General features: G+C 71.8%; 15 protein-coding genes and 1 pseudogene. 12 read left to right on the top strand and 4 right to left on the bottom strand.

Annotated elements, in window-relative coordinates; translation table 11 throughout:
- Positions 1 to 765 precede the first annotated feature (765 nt).
- Together sucC and sucD are read left to right on the top strand one after the other, a co-directional pair.
- Complete coding sequence (gene sucC, locus GFH49_RS28030) at positions 766 to 1,944, top strand: ADP-forming succinate--CoA ligase subunit beta (RefSeq protein ID WP_155058848.1); 1,179 nt, start codon at positions 766 to 768, stop codon at positions 1,942 to 1,944.
- A 24-nt stretch (positions 1,945 to 1,968) separates the two neighbouring features.
- On the top strand, positions 1,969 to 2,853 hold the full coding sequence (sucD, locus tag GFH49_RS28025; RefSeq protein WP_155058847.1) for a succinate--CoA ligase subunit alpha: 885 nt from the start codon (positions 1,969 to 1,971) through the stop codon (positions 2,851 to 2,853).
- Positions 2,854 to 2,978: 125 nt separating this feature from the next.
- Here the strand turns inward: sucD and GFH49_RS28020 are convergent, their stop codons facing one another.
- Positions 2,979 to 4,220, bottom strand: a complete 1,242-nt coding sequence (locus GFH49_RS28020) for a helix-turn-helix domain-containing protein (RefSeq protein ID WP_155058846.1) — start codon at positions 4,218 to 4,220, stop codon at positions 2,979 to 2,981.
- Positions 4,221 to 4,316: 96 nt separating this feature from the next.
- Between GFH49_RS28020 and GFH49_RS28015 the strand changes: the two genes are divergently transcribed.
- On the top strand, positions 4,317 to 6,023 hold the full coding sequence (locus tag GFH49_RS28015; protein ID WP_230396532.1) for a cell division protein PerM: 1,707 nt from the start codon (positions 4,317 to 4,319) through the stop codon (positions 6,021 to 6,023).
- Positions 6,024 to 6,169: 146 nt separating this feature from the next.
- Here GFH49_RS28015 and GFH49_RS39520 read toward each other — a convergent pair whose 3' ends face one another.
- The gene (locus GFH49_RS39520; RefSeq protein WP_196218150.1) at positions 6,170 to 7,024 is read right to left on the bottom strand and encodes a hypothetical protein; all 855 of its coding nucleotides are present in this window, start codon (positions 7,022 to 7,024) and stop codon (positions 6,170 to 6,172) included.
- A gap of 307 nt (positions 7,025 to 7,331) precedes the next feature.
- On the opposite strand from GFH49_RS39520, the gene purN reads away from it, so the two are divergent.
- Positions 7,332 to 7,970 (top strand): phosphoribosylglycinamide formyltransferase, encoded by a 639-nt coding sequence (gene purN, locus GFH49_RS28000; protein WP_230396531.1) that lies wholly within the window; start codon positions 7,332 to 7,334, stop codon positions 7,968 to 7,970.
- Entirely contained in the window at positions 7,967 to 9,526 is a 1,560-nt protein-coding gene (purH, locus tag GFH49_RS27995) for a bifunctional phosphoribosylaminoimidazolecarboxamide formyltransferase/IMP cyclohydrolase (RefSeq protein ID WP_155058842.1), read from the top strand. Before purN ends, purH begins: the two co-directional genes overlap by 4 nt.
- A 188-nt stretch (positions 9,527 to 9,714) precedes the next feature.
- On the opposite strand, the gene GFH49_RS27990 is transcribed toward purH, so the two are convergent.
- Positions 9,715 to 10,362 carry an RDD family protein gene (locus tag GFH49_RS27990; RefSeq protein ID WP_155058841.1) on the bottom strand — a complete coding sequence of 216 codons (648 nt, stop codon included), beginning with the start codon at positions 10,360 to 10,362 and terminating at the stop codon, positions 9,715 to 9,717.
- Between the two features lie 244 nt (positions 10,363 to 10,606).
- Between GFH49_RS27990 and GFH49_RS27985 the strand changes: the two genes are divergently transcribed.
- From GFH49_RS27985 to GFH49_RS27970, 4 genes are all read left to right on the top strand, one after another.
- Positions 10,607 to 11,461 (top strand): bifunctional methylenetetrahydrofolate dehydrogenase/methenyltetrahydrofolate cyclohydrolase, encoded by an 855-nt coding sequence (locus GFH49_RS27985; RefSeq protein WP_155058840.1) that lies wholly within the window; start codon positions 10,607 to 10,609, stop codon positions 11,459 to 11,461.
- Between the two features lie 10 nt (positions 11,462 to 11,471).
- Positions 11,472 to 11,951, top strand: a complete 480-nt coding sequence (locus GFH49_RS27980) for a DUF3017 domain-containing protein (RefSeq protein ID WP_230396533.1) — start codon at positions 11,472 to 11,474, stop codon at positions 11,949 to 11,951.
- A 582-nt stretch (positions 11,952 to 12,533) separates the two neighbouring features.
- Positions 12,534 to 13,727: a helix-turn-helix domain-containing protein gene (locus tag GFH49_RS27975; protein WP_230396530.1), complete on the top strand. Its 1,194-nt coding sequence runs from the start codon at positions 12,534 to 12,536 to the stop codon at positions 13,725 to 13,727.
- A gap of 774 nt (positions 13,728 to 14,501) precedes the next feature.
- Positions 14,502 to 15,491, top strand: coding sequence for a malate dehydrogenase (locus GFH49_RS27970; RefSeq protein ID WP_155058837.1), 990 nt, complete (start codon positions 14,502 to 14,504; stop codon positions 15,489 to 15,491).
- 212 nt (positions 15,492 to 15,703) lie between these two features.
- Here GFH49_RS27970 and GFH49_RS27965 read toward each other — a convergent pair whose 3' ends face one another.
- Positions 15,704 to 16,600: a bifunctional helix-turn-helix transcriptional regulator/GNAT family N-acetyltransferase gene (locus GFH49_RS27965; protein WP_155058836.1), complete on the bottom strand. Its 897-nt coding sequence runs from the start codon at positions 16,598 to 16,600 to the stop codon at positions 15,704 to 15,706.
- 163 nt (positions 16,601 to 16,763) lie between these two features.
- On the opposite strand from GFH49_RS27965, the gene GFH49_RS27960 reads away from it, so the two are divergent.
- From GFH49_RS27960 to GFH49_RS27950, 3 genes and pseudogenes are all read left to right on the top strand, one after another.
- Complete coding sequence (locus GFH49_RS27960; protein WP_196218149.1) at positions 16,764 to 18,653, top strand: AbeC-like domain-containing protein; 1,890 nt, start codon at positions 16,764 to 16,766, stop codon at positions 18,651 to 18,653.
- On the top strand, positions 18,640 to 18,999 hold the full coding sequence (locus GFH49_RS27955; protein ID WP_155058835.1) for a hypothetical protein: 360 nt from the start codon (positions 18,640 to 18,642) through the stop codon (positions 18,997 to 18,999). Before GFH49_RS27960 ends, GFH49_RS27955 begins: the two co-directional genes overlap by 14 nt.
- Positions 19,000 to 19,007: 8 nt before the next feature.
- Positions 19,008 to 19,485 (top strand): annotated as a pseudogene (locus GFH49_RS27950) (hypothetical protein); the annotation flags it as partial.

The following is a 19,485-nucleotide window of genomic DNA, read 5'->3' as shown; positions in this document are numbered from 1 at the left end:
CGGCCCGCCAGTGGCGCCGTGCGGCGGCCTGCTCGGCGGGAAGTGTCGTACGGCCCGTCACGGCTGCCGTGCGACGGCCCGTCCGGCGGAACCGGTGCACGGCCCGCCAGTGGCGCCGTGCGGCGGCCTGCTCGGCGGGAAGTGTCGTACGGCCCGTCACCGCTGCCGTACGACGGCTGCCCGGCGGAACCGGTGCACGGCCCGCCAGTGGCGCCGTGCGGCGGCCTGCTCGGCGGGAAGTGTCGTACGGCCCGTCACCGCTGCCGTACGACGGCTGCCCGGCGGAACCGGCGCGCGGCGCGCGCCGCCACCACCGCGTAACCGCGCTGGTGGACGACCGACTCCGCGGTGGCGATGGACACGGACGGACGAAAGCCGTCGGACCGTCCGGCCGGGACCCCGTGGACGGGCGGGTTGATTCCCATAGGGGTGGGGATCGACCGGCCCAGCACCCCGGAAGCGGCGCTTCGGCGCCCCTGACGGGGCTGTTCAAGAGGCCTCACCGGGTCAACCCCAGCCCGGTGAGGCCTTTCCTCCGCGGCACGCCGTGCCAGTGAACGCGGCATCATGTGACAGGTATCACCGCTCAGGTGTGACCCCTGATTTAGAGAGCCCTGTCCGGCGGCGATAATCTGCGAGACGGACATGCCGCGCGCTCGGACACCGTGTGCGCCTCCCTTGTGACACATGCGGACGTCACGTTGCCCTTCGCGGCACGCCCACGCATCCAACGAACCGCGAGATCACTGATAGGGACGGAAGCGCGTGGACCTGTTCGAGTACCAGGCGAGGGACCTCTTCGCCAAGCACGATGTACCGGTGCTGGCCGGTGAAGTCATCGACACGCCTGAGGCGGCCCGCGCAGCCACTGAGCGCCTGGGCGGCAAGTCCGTCGTCAAGGCTCAGGTGAAGGTCGGTGGCCGAGGCAAGGCGGGCGGCGTGAAGCTCGCCGCGACCCCGGACGAGGCCGTCGCCCGCGCGACGGACATCCTCGGCATGGACATCAAGGGCCACACGGTCCACAAGGTGATGATCGCCGAGACGGCTCCGGAGATCGTCGAGGAGTACTACGTCTCCTTCCTCCTCGACCGCGCCAATCGCACCTTCCTCTCCATCGCCTCCGTCGAGGGCGGCGTGGAGATCGAGGAGGTGGCGGCCACCCGTCCGGAGGCCGTCGCCAAGACTCCGATCGACGCCAACGAGGGCGTGACCCCGCAGAAGGCCCGCGAGATCGTCGCGGCGGCGAAGTTCCCGGCCGACGTCGCCGACAAGGTCGCCGACATCCTCGTCACCCTGTGGGACACCTTCATCAAGGAGGACGCCCTCCTGGTCGAGGTCAACCCGCTGGCCAAGGTCGCCTCCGGCGATGTCATCGCCCTCGACGGCAAGGTCTCCCTGGACGAGAACGCGGACTTCCGCCAGCCGGAGCACGAGGCGCTCGTCGACCACGCGTCGGCGAACCCGCTGGAGGCCGCCGCCAAGGAGAAGAACCTCAACTACGTCAAGCTCGACGGCGAGGTCGGCATCATCGGCAACGGCGCGGGTCTCGTCATGAGCACCCTGGACGTCGTCGCGTACGCCGGTGAGGCGCACGGTGGCGTCAAGCCCGCCAACTTCCTCGACATCGGCGGCGGCGCGTCCGCGCAGGTCATGGCGAACGGCCTGGAGATCATCCTGGGCGACTCGGACGTCAAGTCCGTCTTCGTCAACGTCTTCGGCGGCATCACCGCGTGCGACGAGGTCGCCAACGGCATCGTGCAGGCGCTCAAGCTCCTGGAGGACCGCGGCGAGAACGTCACCAAGCCGCTGGTCGTCCGCCTGGACGGCAACAACGCCGAGCTGGGTCGCCAGATCCTGTCGGATGCCAACCACCCGCTGGTCCAGCGCGTGGACACCATGGACGGCGCGGCCGACAAGGCCGCCGAGCTCGCGGCTGCGAAGTAAAGGGATCGAGGGACTCCGACCACCATGGCTATCTTCCTCAACAAGGACAGCAAGGTCATCGTCCAGGGCATGACCGGTGCCACGGGCATGAAGCACACCAAGCTCATGCTGGCCGACGGCACGAACATCGTCGGTGGCGTGAACCCCCGCAAGGCGGGCACGTCCGTCGACATCGACGGCAACGACATCCCGGTCTTCGGCACGGTCGCCGAGGCCATGGAGAAGACGGGCGCGAACGTATCCGTCCTCTTCGTGCCGCCGGCCTTCGCCAAGGCCGCCGTCGTCGAGGCGATCGACGCCGAGATCCCCCTCGCGGTCGTCATCACCGAGGGCATCGCGGTGCACGACTCGGCGGCGTTCTACGCGTACGCGGTCGAGAAGGGCAACAAGACCCGCATCATCGGTCCCAACTGCCCGGGTCTGATCACCCCCGGTCAGTCGAACGCCGGCATCATCCCGGGCGACATCACCAAGCCGGGCCGCATCGGTCTGGTCTCGAAGTCCGGCACGCTGACGTACCAGATGATGTACGAGCTGCGGGACATCGGCTTCTCCTCCGCCGTCGGCATCGGTGGTGACCCGGTCATCGGCACCACCCACATCGACGCCCTCGCCGCGTTCGAGGCCGACCCCGACACCGACCTGATCGTCATGATCGGTGAGATCGGCGGCGACGCCGAGGAGCGGGCCGCGGCCTTCATCAAGGAGAACGTGAAGAAGCCGGTCGTCGGCTACGTCGCGGGCTTCACCGCGCCCGAGGGCAAGACCATGGGCCACGCGGGTGCGATCGTGTCCGGTTCGTCCGGTACGGCCGCCGCCAAGAAGGAGGCCCTGGAGGCCGCCGGCGTCAAGGTCGGCAAGACGCCGACCGAGACGGCGAAGCTGGCGCGCGAGCTTCTCGCCGGCTGAACGGCTTCTTGGCCGAGCATTGGCTGAGTGCTGGCTGAGCGTCGGCTGAGTGCTGACTGAGCATCGATGGGCCCGTTCCCCGCGTGGGGGCGGGCCCATCGGCAGTTGAGGCATCTGCATACCGTCTAGGGCAGCGCCGGTACCAGTCTCTCCGGGCCTTTCGCCGTCTCCTTGCGGAGCTTCTCGCGCAGTTCCGACTCCGCCTCCGACAACGGGCCCGGGGCGACGCGCTTCGGTACTCCGCGTACATCGCTCCCGGGTGCCACCGGCGGCTCGTACTGGGTCGGGGCCGAGCGGAGGGTGAGGGCCGTGGTGCCGATCAGGGCGACGGTGAAGGCGATGGCGGCGCGGGTCCAGAAGCGGGCGCGGCGTTCGCTGCCGTTGCGGACCGCGGGGGGCCCCGCGGCGCGGAGACGTTCGGTGGAGGCGAGGGCGGCGAGCCGGCGGTGGAGTTCGGCCGGGTCGGACAGCTCAGGCAGCCGTTCGGCGATCGACGCGCGCGCGTGCAGCAGACGGTTCGCCGTCGCCGGAGTGCTCGCCTCCGTCTCCGCCGCCGTGTCCGGCAGATCGAGGCCTACACCGTCGTACAGCAGGAGCGTGCGGCGGTGCGGTGGCGGGAGTTTCAGGAGTACGTCCATCAGCGCGCGGTCGGTCGCGTCGGCGGGGGGCGGTTCGGGGTGCCGGTAGCGCGGACGGAGGCGGTGCCAGGGGGAGAGGGCGCACTCGTACGCCGTCGCCCGCACCCAGCCCGCCGGGTCGCGGTCGAGGGCCACCTCCGGCCAGTTCTGCCAGGCGAGCTGGAAGGCCCGTTCGACCGACTCGCGGGCGAGTTCGCGGCGCCCCGTGAGCAGATAGGTCTGCCGTACGAGGGCGGGAGCGCAGAACGCGTACAGCGCGTCGAAGGCCTGAGCGGGCGTCAGGGCATCGGACAGCACGTCGATCGCCGGTTCCGGGGTGAGCCGTGGTGGTTCGGCGGTTCGTACGGGGGCGTCGGCGAGGCCGATGGCGGGCGGAACGGGCTCCTCCGGGCGTACCGGAGTCGACGCGGCCACCGACACCTTTGCCCCGACCGGGTCCTCTTGACCCGCCGTCACCTTCCTCTCGTTCGTCACCTTCCTCTCGTTCGCCAGCTTCCTCTCGGTCGTCTCGTTCATCTCGTTCGTCTCGGTCGCGAGTCCGGTCAGCAGCCTCGCGTAGACCTCCCGTTTCCGGCCGCGCGGAGTCGTCCGGCCGGTCTCCCACGAACGGACCGTTTCCCGGGTGACGCCCACCCGCGCCGCGACCTGAGCCTGCGTCAACGACTGGGCCCTGCGCAGGCGTCGGCGTTCCTTGGGCGGGGGGAGCGGGGTAGAAGGGCTCTGCGTCACGGCTCGCCCTTTCGTACGAAAAAGTACATAAACATATATTGAGCGACACATCGGTGGTTCGCCTGTTACGACAGGAAAGCGCGTGTCGTTGGGAGCATGACGGTCGTGACCCAGATGACCGTTCGCCGCCGTTCGTCGTTGTCGTTGCTGCTCGCCCGGCTGCGCCACCGTTCGCCCGGGCTGACCGCGAGCCTGCTGGCCGGTGCGCTCGCGGCGGCGGTGGGGCTCGGGTCGTTCGCCGTGCTGGTGTTGGTGCTGTGGATCAGTTCGCCGTATCCCGACAGCGGACCGGGTGGGGCGCTGCATGTCGCCGCCGCGCTGTGGCTGCTGGCGCACGGTGCCGACCTGATCCGCACCGACTCGCTCTCCGGCGCTCCCGCACCGGTCGGCGTCACCCCGTTGATGCTGCTCGTGTTGCCGGTGCTGCTGCTGCACCGGGCTGCGCGGGACGCCGCGGCGGACGAGCGGGAGGCGGACGGACGCGGAAGCGGAGAAGGGCCGGGGGCGGGGCCGGTGGTGGCGTTGGCGGGCGTCGTCCTGGGCTACCTCGGAGTCGGTGCGGCGGCGGCTCTGTATGCCTCGGGGGGTGCGCTGCGGCCGTCGTGGGTGTGGGTGTGCGTGTGTGTGCCGGTGGTCGCGACGGTGGCGGCGGGGGCGGGGGTCTGGACGGCGTACGGGCGTACGGGCGAGCCGGTCTACAGCGTGCTGAACCATCTCCCGCCGTGGGTACGGCGGCGGGTACGACGTCTTCTCCTCCTGCCGGATCTCCCGTCCCGCCTCTTCGCCGCCGCGCGTGCCGCGGGCGCCGGGGTGGCCGTGCTGGTCGGCGGCGGGGCGCTGTTGCTGACGGTGTCCCTGGTCTGGCACGGCGAGGCGGCCAGGAAGTCCTTTCTGCAGCTGACGGAAGGGGGGTCGGGGCAGTTCGCGGTGCTGTTGCTCTGCATGGCGCTCGTGCCGAACGCGGCCGTGTGGGGAGCGGCGTACGCCCTCGGCCCCGGCTTCACCCTCGGCGTGGGCCACGTCGTGTCTCCCCTCGCCTCCGCCCCCGCCCCGCTCCTGCCGCCGTTCCCCCTGCTGGCGGCGGTACCGGACGCGGGGGCCGGGACGCCGCTGAACTGGGCGGCGGGGATGGTGCCGGTGCTGGCCGGGGTGACGGTGGGGTGGTTTGTGGGTGGGGCGGCTGTTGGGGATGCGGGTGGGGCCGGGGTGGATTCGGGCCGTCGGACGGGCCCGGGGCCGGGCTTGGACGGGGGTGGGTCCGAGGGTACGGCCGGGGCCGGGGCGGGGGCGGGGTCCCGGAGCGGGGCGGGTGTGGGGCCTGGCGGCGAGGGAAAGAGTGCCTGGTCCTGGCGGCGGACCGCGGGGACGGCGTGGTGGGCGGCCGTGCTGTGCGCGGGGCTGGTCGCTGTCCTTGCCGCGTTGTCGGGTGGGGCGCTCGGTGGGGCGGCGCTGGCTCGGTTCGGGCCGGTGTGGTGGCAGGCCGGTGGGGCGGCGCTGGGGTGGATCGCGGGGGTGGCGGTTGTGGTGGCGGTGGGGGTGCGGGGGTGGCGGTGCCGGGAGGGCAGGGGGCGTCCGGGGCGCATGGGGCGTCTGGGGCGCCTGGCGCATCTGAGGCGTCGCGAGGCGGCGGATACGGCTGATGTCACGCCGGACGCTCCCCGTGAGTCCCTTGGACCGGGGGATGCCTCGGAGGCGTACGACCTGCTGCCCGCCGACGTCGATCCGGAACCGGTGCCGAGTGACGACGCGGGTGGGCCGGAGCTGGGGAAGGTGGTGCCGCCCGCCCAGTCCCCGGAGGCCTGAACTCGCCCCGCCGCCCCTACTCGTCCCGGGCAGTCGAGAGCGGCCCTGGGGGCTGCGCCCGCAGGCCCCCGCAGCGGCCCGAACGGCCTCGTCCTCGAACGCCGGAGGGGCTGAGTCGGTCAGCCCCTCCGGCGTTGGCGGAGATCTCAGTTTCCGGTGCCGAGCACGCCCCGCAGTTCCTCCGGCAGGAGCTGCTCGCAGGACTGCTTTGCCTCGTTGGTGAGGGAGTCGTTGACGCAGGTGTAGTAGTCGCGGTAGACGAGCTGGGCGGTGAAGGTCGCGGCGACGAGCGCGATGGCGAGGGAGGCGGTGACGAGGCCGGACACCGCGGCCGTGGTCTGGGGGCGGGCGTTGGCGGCGGGGGCCGGCGTGTCCGGGTCGGCTGGCCGGGGCTTGGCACGGAGGGCGCTGATGCCCCAGTACAGGGCGAGTGCGCCGAGCATCAGGGCCACGTACGGCCAGCTGAAGAGGGCGAAGAAGAAGGCCCACATCCCGGCGAGCAGGGCATACCGCGCACGGCGCTGGGCGGGGTCCGTCGGGTCCCAGCGGAGGTTCGCGCCGGGGCCGCCGGGGCCGCCGCCGGGGCCGCCGCCGGGGCCGCCGCCGGGGCCGCCGCCGGGGCCGCCCTCCGGGCCGCCGTCCTGATCGCCCCGGCTGCCCGGACGGTCGCCGAAGCCGCCCGAGGAGCGGCCGGGCTGGCGGTCGCTCCACTGGCTGCCCCACGGGGAGCGCGAGCGGCCGTCACCGTCACCGTCATCGGAGGAGGAGTCGCCGCCCGAGGGGCGCCGCGGCTGCCACGGGCGGTCCGGCGTGCCCTCCGGCGGCGGCGCGAACGGGTTGTCCTCCTCCGCCGCGCCGCCTTGCCCTTCGCCGTTCGGCTTGCCCGAGCGAGCATCGGGCGGTGAGGTGGGGCGCTCCCGCAGAACCAGCACGGCGCTGCGCTCCCCTCCCTGCACCGACTGCTGGGGGAGCGTGAGGAGTCGCAGGCTGCGGTCCGACATCAAGTGAGCGTCTTCCCCTTGGAGTACGTGGAGTTGGAATGCGTGGAGTACGAGTCGTCTGGCTGAGCCGTCACCCCGCGAACGCACCGCACACCATCCACGTTCCCGGACCGGCTCCTCCCAGACGCTACCTTCCGGCCACGCCCCCGTCCCGTGGGGGCCTCCCGATGTGCCGGTATCGTTGCTGACGGTCGGCCGTTTCGTAGGCTTCCCCGTATCCCGGGGCGTGAAGCATTCGTACGAATGCACAAAGCCCAGCGCGCGAGCCGGCCGCTCGAAGAACGCACCCCCGAGAAAGGGCCCAGCCGTGGCCGAGTCCCTCACCGAGTCCGCAGTAAAGCGCCTGGTCGTGCTGGTCTCCGGTTCCGGCAGCAATCTGCAGGCGCTCCTCGACGCCGTCGCCGAGATGGGCCCCGCCGCCTACGGGGCCGAGATCGTGGCCGTCGGAGCCGACCGCGACGGCATCGAGGGACTCGCCCGCGCAGAGCGGGCCGGACTGCCCACCTTCGTGTGCCGGGTCAAGGACCACGAGAGCCGGGAGGCCTGGGACGCGGCACTCACCGAGGTCGTCGCCTCCCACGAACCCGATCTCGTCGTCTCGGCCGGGTTCATGAAGCTCCTGGGCAAGGAGTTCCTCGCGCGTTACGGCGGCCGGCTCATCAACAACCACCCCGCTCTCCTGCCGAGCTTTCCCGGAACCCACGCAGTGCGCGACGCGCTCGCGTACGGCGTCAAGGTCACCGGCTGCACCGTGCACCTCGTCGACGACGGCGTCGACACCGGACCGATCATCGCTCAGGCAGTGGTGGAGATCCGGGACGAGGACGACGAGGACGCTCTGAAAGAGCGCATCAAGGAAGTCGAACGAAGGGTGCTCGTGGACGTCGTGGGGCGGATCGCCCGCAACGGCTACCGCATCGAGGGACGAAAGGTAGTAATCCTGTGACCGCCGAGAGCAACAAGCGGCCGATTCGCCGGGCGCTCGTCAGCGTCTACGACAAGACCGGGCTGGAGGAGCTCGCGCGCGGGCTGCACGAGGCGGGCGTGGAACTCGTCTCCACCGGGTCCACCGCCTCCCGTATCGCCGCCGCGGGCGTCCCCGTCACCAAGGTCGAGGAGGTCACCGGCTTCCCCGAGTGCCTGGACGGCCGCGTCAAGACCCTGCACCCCAAGGTCCACGCGGGCATCCTCGCCGACCTGCGGCTCGACAGTCACCGGGAGCAGCTCGCCGAGCTGGGGGTCGAGCCGTTCGACCTCGTCGTCGTCAACCTCTACCCGTTCCGGGAGACCGTCGCCTCCGGTGCCTCGCCCGACGAGTGCGTCGAGCAGATCGACATCGGCGGGCCGTCCATGGTGCGCGCCGCCGCCAAGAACCACCCGTCCGTGGCCGTGGTCACCAGCCCTTCGCGGTACGCCGACGTCCTCACCGCGGTCCGCGACGGCGGCTTCGGCCTCGCCACCCGCAAGCGGCTGGCGGCCGAGGCCTTCCGGCACACGGCCGAGTACGACGTGGCGGTCGCCGGCTGGTTCCTCGGGGAGTACGCCGGTGACGGCGAGGAGTTCCCGAGTTTCATCGGGGTGACGTACGAGCGCAAGCAGGTGCTGCGCTACGGCGAGAACCCGCACCAGCCGGCCGCCCTCTACACAGGCGGCTGCGGAGGTCTCGCCGGGGCCGAGCAGCTGCACGGCAAGGAGATGTCGTACAACAACTACACGGACACGGACGCCGCCCGCCGTGCCGCGTACGACCACGACGAGCCCTGTGTCGCGATCATCAAGCACGCGAACCCGTGCGGTATCGCGGTCGGCGCGGATGTCGCCGAGGCGCACCGCAAGGCGCACGCCTGTGACCCGCTGTCGGCGTTCGGCGGTGTGATCGCCGTCAACCGCCCGGTGTCGAAGGAGATGGCCGAGCAGGTCGCCGAGATCTTCACCGAGGTCGTCGTCGCGCCGGACTACGAGGAGGGCGCGCTCGAAGCCCTCGCCAAGAAGAAGAACATCCGCGTGCTGCGGTGCCCCGAAGCACCGGAGCCGGCCGCCGAGTTCCGCCCGATCGACGGTGGCGGGCTGGCCCAGGTGACGGACGTCTTCCAGGCCGAGGGCGACGCCCCCGCCAACTGGACGCTGGCGACCGGCGAAGCCCTCGACGCCGAGGAGCTTCAGCAGCTCGCCTTCGCCTGGAAGGCCTGCCGCGCCGTGAAGTCCAACGCCATCCTCCTGGCCAAGGACGGCGCCTCGGTCGGTGTCGGCATGGGCCAGGTCAACCGCGTCGACTCCGCGAAACTGGCCGTGGAACGAGCCGGCGCCGAGCGCGCACAGGGCTCGTACGCCGCCTCGGACGCCTTCTTCCCGTTCCCGGACGGCCTGGAGATCCTCACCGAGGCCGGCGTCAAGGCCGTTGTCCAGCCCGGCGGTTCCGTCCGCGACGAACTCGTCGTCGAGGCGGCGAAGAAGGCCGGCGTGACGATGTACTTCACGGGGACGCGGCACTTCTTCCACTGATGTGCGACACGGGTGCCCCCCGGTCAGGGGGGCACCCGTCGGGCGTCAGCAGCAGCCGCCGTTGCTCTCCAGCTCGCCCCCGCGGCGGGAGGCGTTCCCTTGGGGGTCATGTCGGCACTGCCGGACCAGCGTCCCTTGTGGCGAGGTCCCCGTCCCCGTCGTCCGCGCGAACACGCCGCCCGCCCTGCTCAGTTGGAGCGAATCACGACCGACGAGCAGACCTTGTCGGCGAACGTCTGCTTCTTGTCGTCCCACAGCGGCCACAGCCAGCCGAGGTAGCACGCGATGCTGTCCAGGAAGTGGGCGATACGGCGCACGAACGCCATACCGACGCCCAGGGGCTGACCGTCCCTCTCCCGCAGCAGGCGGATGCCGGCCGCCTTCTTGCCGATGGTCTGTCCGGTGCGGCCTTCCTGGACCAGCATCCAGATCGCGATGCCGAAGATGGCGACGACGCCGATCAGCGACAGGACCACCGTCTGGGCGGCCATGTCGATGCCGATGAGGATGTACGGGACCAGGAGGACCAGGCCGTCCACCAGAGTGCCGAGGAAACGCCGTCCCCAGTTCGCGTACGGGGGCGCCATGCCGTAACCCGGCTGCTGCGGGTATCCGCCGGGGTAGCCGGGCTGCTGCGGGTACCCGCCGGGGTAGCCGGGCTGCTGGGGGTATCCCGGCTGCTGCGGGTAGCCGTACCCCTGCTGCGGCGGGACGCCCTGCGGAGCCTGGGGGTAGCCCTGGCCGGGCTGGCCGCCCTGCTGGGGATAGCCGTACCCGGGCTGCTGCTTCGGGTCCTGCGGCTGACCATAGGGATTGTTGGGCGAGCCGAAACTCATACTGGGTTTCCTCCGTTGCGCGGGTGGGGACAGTGCGGAGGCGCGGAGGAACATCAGATCTGAGCGGCTTGCCCCCCAACACGGACCGCGATATCGCGCCGCTCATCGTTCTTTATGGATGACTTATTTGTCCAGCCGCATTCGCTGTGTGTTGTGCAAGTGCAACATCCGCCTGCGGCCCGGCCGCAGCGGCGGCCGGGACCCGGATTGGAACCAGGGACCGGTCATCCGGGAGGATGGAGCCATGACCGCCCAGATTCTCGATGGCAAGGCCACCGCAGCCGCGATCAAGTCCGATCTGACCGCCCGCGTGGCGGCGCTGAAGGAGAAGGGCGTCACGCCCGGCCTCGGCACGATCCTGGTCGGGGAGGACCCCGGCAGCCAGAAGTACGTCGCAGGCAAGCACCGCGACTGCGCCCAGGTCGGCATCGCCTCCATCCAGCGCGAGCTGCCCGCGACGGCGACGCAGGAGGAGATCGAGGCGGTGGTGCGGGAACTGAACGAGGACCCCGCCTGCACCGGTTACATCGTCCAACTGCCCCTCCCCCGGGGCATCGACGAGAACCGCATCCTGGAACTGATGGACCCGGACAAGGACGCGGACGGGCTGCACCCGATGAACCTCGGGCGGCTGGTGCTGGGCGAGCCCGCGCCGCTGCCCTGCACCCCGAACGGCGTGCTCACCCTGCTGCGCCGCTACGGCGTGGAGATCAAGGGCGCCGAGGTCGTGGTCGTCGGCCGCGGTGTCACCATCGGCCGCCCGATGCCGCTGCTGCTGACCCGGCGCAGCGAGAACGCGACCGTGACCCAGTGCCACACGGGGACGCGTGACCTGTCGGCGCATCTGCGCAACGCCGACATCATCATCGCCGCCGCCGGTTCCGCCCATCTGATCCGCCCCGAGGACGTCAAGCCCGGCGCCGCGGTCCTCGACGTCGGTGTCTCGCGCAGCGCCGAGGGCAGGATCGTCGGCGATGTCCACCCGGACGTCGCGAAGGTCGCCGGCTGGATCTCCCCCAACCCCGGCGGCGTCGGCCCGATGACCCGGGCGCAGCTGCTGGTCAACGTGGTCGAGGCGGCGGAGCGCAGTGTCGGCTGACGGCAGCGGCGTGGAGAAGGCGGCGCCCGCAGGCGAGACCGCCGAGGAATTCAAGGTGCGGGACGCGGTCAGCGCCCCCGATGCCGAGGGCAGGGCGCGGCGGGCCACGCGTCGCTTTCCGCTGTTCACGAGGGACACGGCACGTCCGGAGGGCGGCGGCCGTGCCGCAGGCGGCGACGCTCCGGCGCCGGCCAGGCAGTGGCCGATGCTCGCGGTGCTGTCGCTGGTGGGGGCGGGGCTGCTGCTGACCGCGATGGATGCGTTCCGTATCGGCACGATGCTGATCGGCGTTGCCCTGATCGGCGGTGCGGTGCTGCGGTTTGTGCTGCCGGGTGTGGGGATGCTCGCGGTTCGGTCGCGGTTCACGGATATCACCACGTACGGGGTGTTGGGGTTGGCGATCGTGTTGTTGGCGCTGATGGTGCAGCCGGATCCCTGGCTGGAGATTCCGTTCTTGAAGGACACGTTGCACTTCACGGTCGACACGTAGCGCTCCGCGGGTGGTGTGGTGCCGCGACCGGTCGGCGGTTGTCTGGGGGTCGTGGGGGCCGGTCGCCCGGTCGCACGGTCGCACGGTCGCACGGTCGCCCGGCACGCAGCCGCCGCCCCGACGGGGCTTGGTAGCCCTTGCGCACAAGGCGACGGGGCCGAGGGGCCCGGCTGCTGCTGGGCGTCGTGAGACCTGTGCGCTTTCGGTGACCGCGTATGTGCGTTCTGTGTGTCGATGTGTTGACAAGTTCGAGGATTTGCGACGAAGTCGCTCAACAGCCGGGCTAGCGTGGTCATTCGGGATGTTCCGGGACGTCCCGAATGTCTGTCCGGCGGTACGCCGGGTGGGTGGGGAGAGGCGCCACCGGTGGGAGACTGGACCACGGTCCAGCGGGCGTGCGAGCGTGCACGCCCACGGCCCCGATGCACCCGTGCGCCCCCACCCCGGGAACTGAGATCCTGACTGGGCGCATCCCTGTGGGTAGCCAGAACGGGGACTCGGCAGGGGGCACCCACGCGCGGGGGCAAGAGACAGCACGTACCGGGGGGGAAGAGGGGGGAAGCAATGCCTCGTTGGAGGGCCTTGCCGGATGAACTCGATCCACAGGTCAGGGAGTTCGCGAGCCAGTTGCGGAGGCTGGTGGACCGCAGCGGCCTGAGCGTCGCCTCGGTGGCCGACCGCACGGGATACAGCAAGACGTCCTGGGAGCGTTATCTCAACGGCCGGCTGCTCGCGCCCAAGGGTGCGATCGTCGCGCTGGCCGAGGTGACCGGGACCAATCCCATCCATCTGACGACCATGTGGGAGCTGGCCGAGCGTGCCTGGAGCCGTTCGGAGATGCGCCACGACATGACCATGGAGGCGATCCGCATCTCCCAGGCGCGTGCCGCGCTCGGGGAGTTCGGGGCGCCGCCCGCCAACGCGAAGAGCGGCAAGACGGCCCGCAAGGGCGGCAGCGCGACGGCGACGCCGGGGATTGCGGGGCCGGCGGGGGTGGCACCGACGGTGCCGCCGCAGCCGACGGGGCGGGACGCGCGGGACGCGGAGGCCGGTACGTCCGGTCGCTCCGCCGGCGGCAACTCGTGGGGGCTCGCCGGGTATGCGGGGCCTTCGCCGGCCGGGGGGCGGGGGGCGGGTCCGGGTGCGGGTCCGGGTGCAGGTCCGGGTTCGGCTGCGCCGGGGGGTGCGGGTGCCGGTGTGCCGGGTGCCGCCGTTCCGGGGTCGTTCGGCGAACCGCCGCAGGGGCCTCGTCCCGGGGACGGTTCGCCGTCCGGCGAAGCGTCGGGGAAGCGCCGGGCGACGATGTTCCTCGCGGGCGCCGTCGGTGTCCTCGTCGTGGTCGCCGGCGCGTTCTTCCTCACCCAGGGCAGGGGTGACGACGAGGCCAAGGAGTCGGCCAAGTCGCCCTCGCCGACCGTCAGCTCGGACCCCGTACTGCCCGCCGGCGTCAAGTGCATCGGTGCCGACTGCGCGGGCGAGGACGCGGAGGCCATGGGGTGCAGTGGGGACCTCGTGACCACCGCGAAGACCGCGACCGTCGGTACGACCCTTGTCGAGGTGCGGTACAGCGAGACCTGTGGGGCGGCGTGGGGGCGTATCACCGCGGCCGTGCAGGGGGACGAGGTGCAGGTGACGGTGGGGCAGGCCCGGCAGACGGGGTCCATCACCGCTGCCGGGGACACGATCGCGTACACGCCTATGGTGGCCGTGCAGGACGCGGACGAGGCGGAGGCATGCGTGACGCTGGCCTCCGGGGAGCAGGGCTGCACGGAGTAGTTGGCTGCGGTGTGCCGGTGTGCCGGTGTGCCGGTGTGCCGGTGTGCAGGTCTGCTGGTGCGGGGGGTGGGTGCTTTTCGCTCGCCCGCGCTGGCGGGTTGCCGCTGCGCCCACCCGTGCCGCCCAAGCGGCACGACTGCCCGCAGCTGCGGCTGGGGAGGGGGCGGCTGGGCGCGGCTGCGGTGGGGGAGGGGGCGGCCGTCCGGCGGCTATGGCGGGGGAGGCGGGCGACGGCCCGCGGCCTCGGCTAGGGAGGGGGCGGCTGGCTGCGGCTGCAGTGAGGGAGCGACTGCCCGGCGGCTATGGCTGCGGAGGCGGGCGGCTGCCCGGCGGCTATGGCGGGGAAGGGGGCGACGGCCCGCGGCTGCGGTGGGGGAGGCGGGCGGCTGCCCGCGGCTTCGGTGGGGATGGGGTCGACCGTCCGTAGCCACGGTGGGGAAGGGGGCGGACGCCCTGCGGCTGCCGTGGGGTGGGCGAAACAATTTGTCGTACGGCACGCATGCCTCGCCCCGGAGGGGGCAGGCGGACGTTACCCCCACGGGAGTCCGGCTGTGTCGGTACCCCCATCTGGCGGCCGCCGTTGTCCCCCCTCTCCCGGACATGGCGGCCGCCCCTTCTTTTGCGGGCGGTTGTGGGGTGGGCCACAGGGGGCCGGACGTCCGGGATCCCGGATGCGCGATAGCCTGACGCTGATCTCTCTTGACGCCAAGAGATCGATCATTCGGACCCCCGGGGCAGGGACGCCCCACCGCCAGCTGTCATACGGAGAACGCCATGACCCGCACTCCCGTGAACGTCACCGTCACCGGCGCGGCCGGCCAGATCGGTTACGCCCTGCTCTTCCGCATCGCCTCCGGCCAGCTGCTCGGCGCGGACGTGCCGGTCAAGCTCCGGCTCCTGGAGATCACCCCGGCGCTGAAGGCCGCCGAGGGCACCGCCATGGAGCTGGACGACTGCGCGTTCCCCCTCCTCCAGGGCATCGACATCACGGACGACCCGAACGTCGCCTTCGACGGCGCCAACGTCGCGCTGCTCGTGGGTGCCCGGCCCCGTACCAAGGGCATGGAGCGCGGCGACCTGCTCTCCGCCAACGGCGGCATCTTCAAGCCGCAGGGCCAGGCCATCAACGCGCACGCCGCGGACGACATCAAGGTCCTGGTGGTCGGCAACCCGGCCAACACCAACGCCCTCATCGCGCAGGCCGCCGCGCCCGACGTACCGGCCGAGCGGTTCACCGCGATGACCCGCCTCGACCACAACCGCGCGCTCACCCAGCTCGCGAAGAAGACGGGTTCGACGGTCTCCGACATCAAGCGGCTCACCATCTGGGGCAACCACTCCGCCACCCAGTACCCGGACATCTTCCACGCCACCATCTCCGGCAAGAACGCCGCCGAGGTCGTCAGCGACGAGAAGTGGCTGGCCGAGGACTTCATCCCGACCGTCGCCAAGCGCGGCGCCGCCATCATCGAGGCCCGCGGCGCGTCCTCCGCCGCCTCCGCCGCCAACGCCGCCATCGACCACATCCACACCTGGGTCAACGGCACCGCCGACGGCGACTGGGTCTCCATGGGCATTCCGTCCGACGGTTCGTACGGCGTCCCGGAGGGCCTCATCTCCTCCTTCCCCGTCACCACCAAGGACGGCAAGTACGAGATCGTCCAGGGCCTGGAGATCAACGAGTTCTCCCGCGCCCGTATCGACGCCTCCGTCAAGGAGCTGGAGGAGGAGCGCGAGGCGGTCCGCGGCCTCGGCCTCATCTGAGCCGACCCGCTCGCCCGATCCCCGGTCCGCCGCACGCACGTGGGCCGGGGATCACTGCGTTCCGGTCCGCCCCGCCAGGCGGCCCCGGGCCCGGACACCGCACCACGCCGTACGCAGGAACCCCTCCCGTGAGTTGACGTCACGTGCCACGGCGCCGACCCGGCCAACCCCCGGTGCTGCGGCGGACGGTACGGGAGCTGCTGGTGGGGGCGTCAGTCCCGTAGCCGCTTCTCGAAATAGTGGTCGCCGTAGACGTGGTCGACGTACGCCGGGATCTCGCGGTAGCCGCACGCCCGGTACATCGCCTGCGCCTCGGTGAGCGCCGCGTGCGTGTCCAGCCGTACGACGTCGAAGGCGCGGCGCCGGCCCTCCCGCTCCAGCGCGTCGAGGATCCGGCGGGCGAGCCCCAGGCGCCGGGCGTCCGGGTGCACCCACACATGCCGGATCTCGCCGACGCCGCCTTCCAGCCGCCGCAGCGCCCCGCACCCCACCGGCCTGCCCTCCTCGTACGCCACGAAGAACGCCCCGGCATCCGCGGACACCTCCTCCGGCCGTACGAGGTCGGACTTGTCGAACCCTTCCGGGAAGCGTTCGTCGAGGTCGGCGGCGTAGGCGTCGAGGCAGGTCCGGGCGGACTCGGAGGCGCCGTCGACGAGGTCGACGGTGATGGCGGCGAGGCGCAGCAGGCGGCGGGTGGCGGTCATCGCCTCGGTGAGGTCGGTGCGCTGCCGGTCGGTGAGGCCGCCGAGGAGGTGGGCCACGAGGGCGTCGGCCCGGCGCTGCTGCTCCGTCAGCTCGATGTGCCCGGCCGGGGTCAGCTCGACCATCCGCAGCCGGTTGTCGTCGGGGTGCACGGCGATACGGACCATGCCCTGCGCCTCCAGCGCCTTCGCCATCCGGCTCAAGTACCCGGCGTCCAGGCCGAGTCGGCTCCGCAGCTCCCGCAGGGACACCCCGGCCGCGCTCTCGGCGATCTCGAACAGCAGCCGGGCCTCGCCGAGGGGACGGTCCTGGCCGAGGTAGTGGTCGTCGAGCGCGCCGATGCGGCGCGTGAAGTAGCGATTGAACCGGCGGAAGGCCGTCACGTGTTCCGCTGAGACTGGCTCCATATTTCTTTGACTTTAGTCAAAGAGTGCCCGCTCGTCCACCGTGGGCCGGCGACCCGCCCGGCCTCCTGGCATTCCGGTTCCCCCGGCCCCACCAGCCCCTCTATGCTGATTGTTTGTCAACAACACTCTGAGTAAGGGTTTTTACACGCATCGGGGGAACAGCGTGAGCACCGCATACGTGCCGCAGCAGCCGCAGCCGCAGCCGCAGCCGCAGCCGCAGCCGCAGCCGCAGCCGCAGCCGCAGCCGCAGCCGACGCAGGCCGGCGCACCTTCGGCACCCGTACCACCCCACCCGCCCACACCGCCGCACGCCAGCGAGGCGACCCGGCTGCTGTGCGCGGGCGCCTACCTGGATCCCGGCTACCGGGACCGGGTGATCGAGCAACTGCACCTCAACGAACAGCGGATCGTGGCCCCGTCGCTCGGCTTCGACGCGGCCCGGGTGCTCGCACACGCGCTGCGCGCCCGGCGCCAGGAACTGCTCTGGGCCGGGCTGATCGTCGGCCTGTGGGTGGTGGGGCTGCCGCTGACCGGCGGGCTGCTGGCCGGTTTCCTCGGCCCCAGCCTGCTGCTCGCGGTCGCCTCCTGGGCCCGCGGCAAGGACCCGCAGCCGCCGCTGTACCGACGGCTGTTCGCCTTCATCCTGCGTTGGTGGGGCCGCCTCCTCTTCACGACCTTCCTGATCGTCACCCTGGTCGCGGCATTCGGCGGCGGGGACGACGAGTCGTACGCCTCCGACGACTCCTCCTACTACAGCGACTCCTCCAGCTGGACCGACCTGCTGGCCCCGAACCTCTCCGACACCGACGGTCTGGTGGAGCCCTGGCAGGCCTGGCTCACGATCGGCCTGTTCGCGCTGATCGCGCTGTGCGTGGCCGGGCAGCGCGGACAGTTCGCCAGGGTGCTGGCCGCCGAGCTGTCCCCGCAGCGCTTCCCGGACGCGGCCGGCGACCCCGCCGAGCCGGCCGAGGGGCAGCGCTTCCAGCGGCTCAAGCAGCGCATCCGCGTCGAACAGCACGCGCCGCTGATCATGTACCACGAGAAGCGGCCGTTCTGCGGGGCCGGACTCGCGTACCAGACCTGGGTGCTCGCCGTCGAACTGCGCCCCGACGCCACGAAGGACGTGCAGCTGCCGCTCGGCAACCGCACGGTCCTGGAGAAGATCCGCCCGCTGCTCGAACAGCTGCGGCTGCCCTCCGAGTTCGCCGGCCCCATGGTCCGCGACCGGCTGCGCTGGCTGGAGATCGACGAGTGCGTGTTCCTGCCGGCCGAGGGGCTCAGGCGGCGCGAGGATGCGCCGTACAACGTGCAGGCCTTCGAGGAGCACCGGGCGCGGGCCGTCGAGGAAGGGGCTGAGAAGCGGCGGCACTTCCTGCGCATCCGGGTCGGCGGCTGGGAGGAGGAGCTGGTCGTCACCGTCTTCGTGCGCATCCACACCCAGGGCCGCATGCTCATGCTGGAGATCGCCCCGCATGTGCTGCTGCCGGTGCGCGAGGACTTCAAGGACGCCGACCGCACGGCGCACACCTTCCGGCACAACAACGCGCTCGGCAAGGCGGCGTGGGCGGTGGCGCGGGTGCCCGGTTCGGCGGCCCGCTCGCTGGGGACGCTGGGCAAGGGCCTGGTGTACGCGTGGAAGCTGCTCACTGGCGGCCACTCGGGCGCGCTGCCGGACGGTCCGGCCCTCTCCGTGCGCGAGCTGGGTCAGGCGGACGAGGGCTCGCTCTTCCAGGAGATGGACGTCTCCCGCTACCTCAAGAGCGTCCAGGACCGGGTCGCCCACGGCGTGCTGACCGCGCTGGCCGAGTCCGGTTACCAGACCGGGGAGTTCGTCCAGAAGATCGTGAACATCAGCAACGGCGCCGTGAACATCGAGGGCGGCATCCACGGCAGCACGTTCGCGCTGGGTGAGAAGGCCACGGCGTCGTCCTCCACGTTCACTCCTTCCGCCTCTGCCGCCCCTTCCTCTCCCTCCTCTCCCTCCTCTCCTTCCTCTACGACAACCGGCGGCACCGCGCCGCAGAAGGGAACCGGCAGCGATGGCAACGGATGAGCCGAGTGTCAACATCAGCGGCGGGATCCACGGCAGCACCTTCGCCATCGGCAACCAGGCGCACGCCGAGAGCCACCACGGCACCGCCGTGCCGCGTGACCAGGCCGCCGAGGAACTGTTGAAGGCGGTACGCGAACTGCGTGCCGATCTCACCCGGGTGCGCGCGAGCGACGAGACGGCCGCACTGGCCACCGCGCTCGCCGAGACGGAGGAGGAGATCGTCACCACCGGCCAGGCCGGCCCGACCCGCCTCGAACGCCTGCGGCAGCTGCTGAACGACTCCCAGGCCCTGGTCGGCCTCATCGCCTCGGCCGGGGCCGTGGCCGGTCTGCTGGGGATGGGGTGAGGGGCGCGATGAGCGGGCGAGCACGGTACTGGAACGAGGAGACGCAGCGCTGGGAGGACGGTGACGGCAGCCGGACCTCGGCGGCCCCCACCACACCGCCACCGGGTCGGCCGGAGTTCGCGCCGGGGTGGCCGCCGGGGGTGGCACCGGCGGCGTCGGCCGACGCCGCGTCCGCCCCGCCGACCTCCAGCCCCGACGCCCCCTCCGCCCCGCCACCCGCACCCCCCGCCGGCTGGCCCGTAGCCGGTGAGGGAAGTACGTGGCACGGGCCGGGGGCCGGTGGTGGTCCGGCGGGGGCGTGGTCCGTGCCCGAGCAGGTGGGCGAGGGCGCCGGAGCGGTGCCGTCGGGTGGGTGGCCGGGTGGGACGACGGGTACGTCCTGGCCGGCCGGCGACCATCAGCCCGCCCCGCCCGCCCCGCCCGGCGGGGTGAGCCGTCGGCTCGTGTGGTCCGTGGTGGTGGGGGCCGCCGTCGTCGGGGTCGCCG

It is taken from the genome of Streptomyces blattellae, assembly GCF_009709555.1.
GTDB lineage: Bacteria > Actinomycetota > Actinomycetes > Streptomycetales > Streptomycetaceae > Streptomyces > Streptomyces blattellae.
The sequence above is the reverse complement of the archived record's forward strand: the minus strand, read 5'-3'. Positions and strand labels throughout refer to the sequence as shown.

Bases quoted from the DNA above. Each gene is read 5' to 3' on its own strand.
- sucD (WP_155058847.1), top strand. From the start codon at position 1,969: ATGGCTATCTTCCTCAACAAGGACAGCAAGGTCATCGTCCAGGGCATG.
- GFH49_RS28015 (WP_230396532.1), top strand. From the start codon at position 4,317: ATGACGGTCGTGACCCAGATGACCGTTCGCCGCCGTTCGTCGTTGTCG.
- GFH49_RS39520 (WP_196218150.1), bottom strand. From the start codon at position 7,024: ATGTCGGACCGCAGCCTGCGACTCCTCACGCTCCCCCAGCAGTCGGTG.
- GFH49_RS27990 (WP_155058841.1), bottom strand. From the start codon at position 10,362: ATGAGTTTCGGCTCGCCCAACAATCCCTATGGTCAGCCGCAGGACCCG.
- GFH49_RS27985 (WP_155058840.1), top strand. From the start codon at position 10,607: ATGACCGCCCAGATTCTCGATGGCAAGGCCACCGCAGCCGCGATCAAG.
- GFH49_RS27970 (WP_155058837.1), top strand. From the start codon at position 14,502: ATGACCCGCACTCCCGTGAACGTCACCGTCACCGGCGCGGCCGGCCAG.
- GFH49_RS27965 (WP_155058836.1), bottom strand. From the start codon at position 16,600: ATGGAGCCAGTCTCAGCGGAACACGTGACGGCCTTCCGCCGGTTCAAT.
- GFH49_RS27955 (WP_155058835.1), top strand. From the start codon at position 18,640: ATGGCAACGGATGAGCCGAGTGTCAACATCAGCGGCGGGATCCACGGC.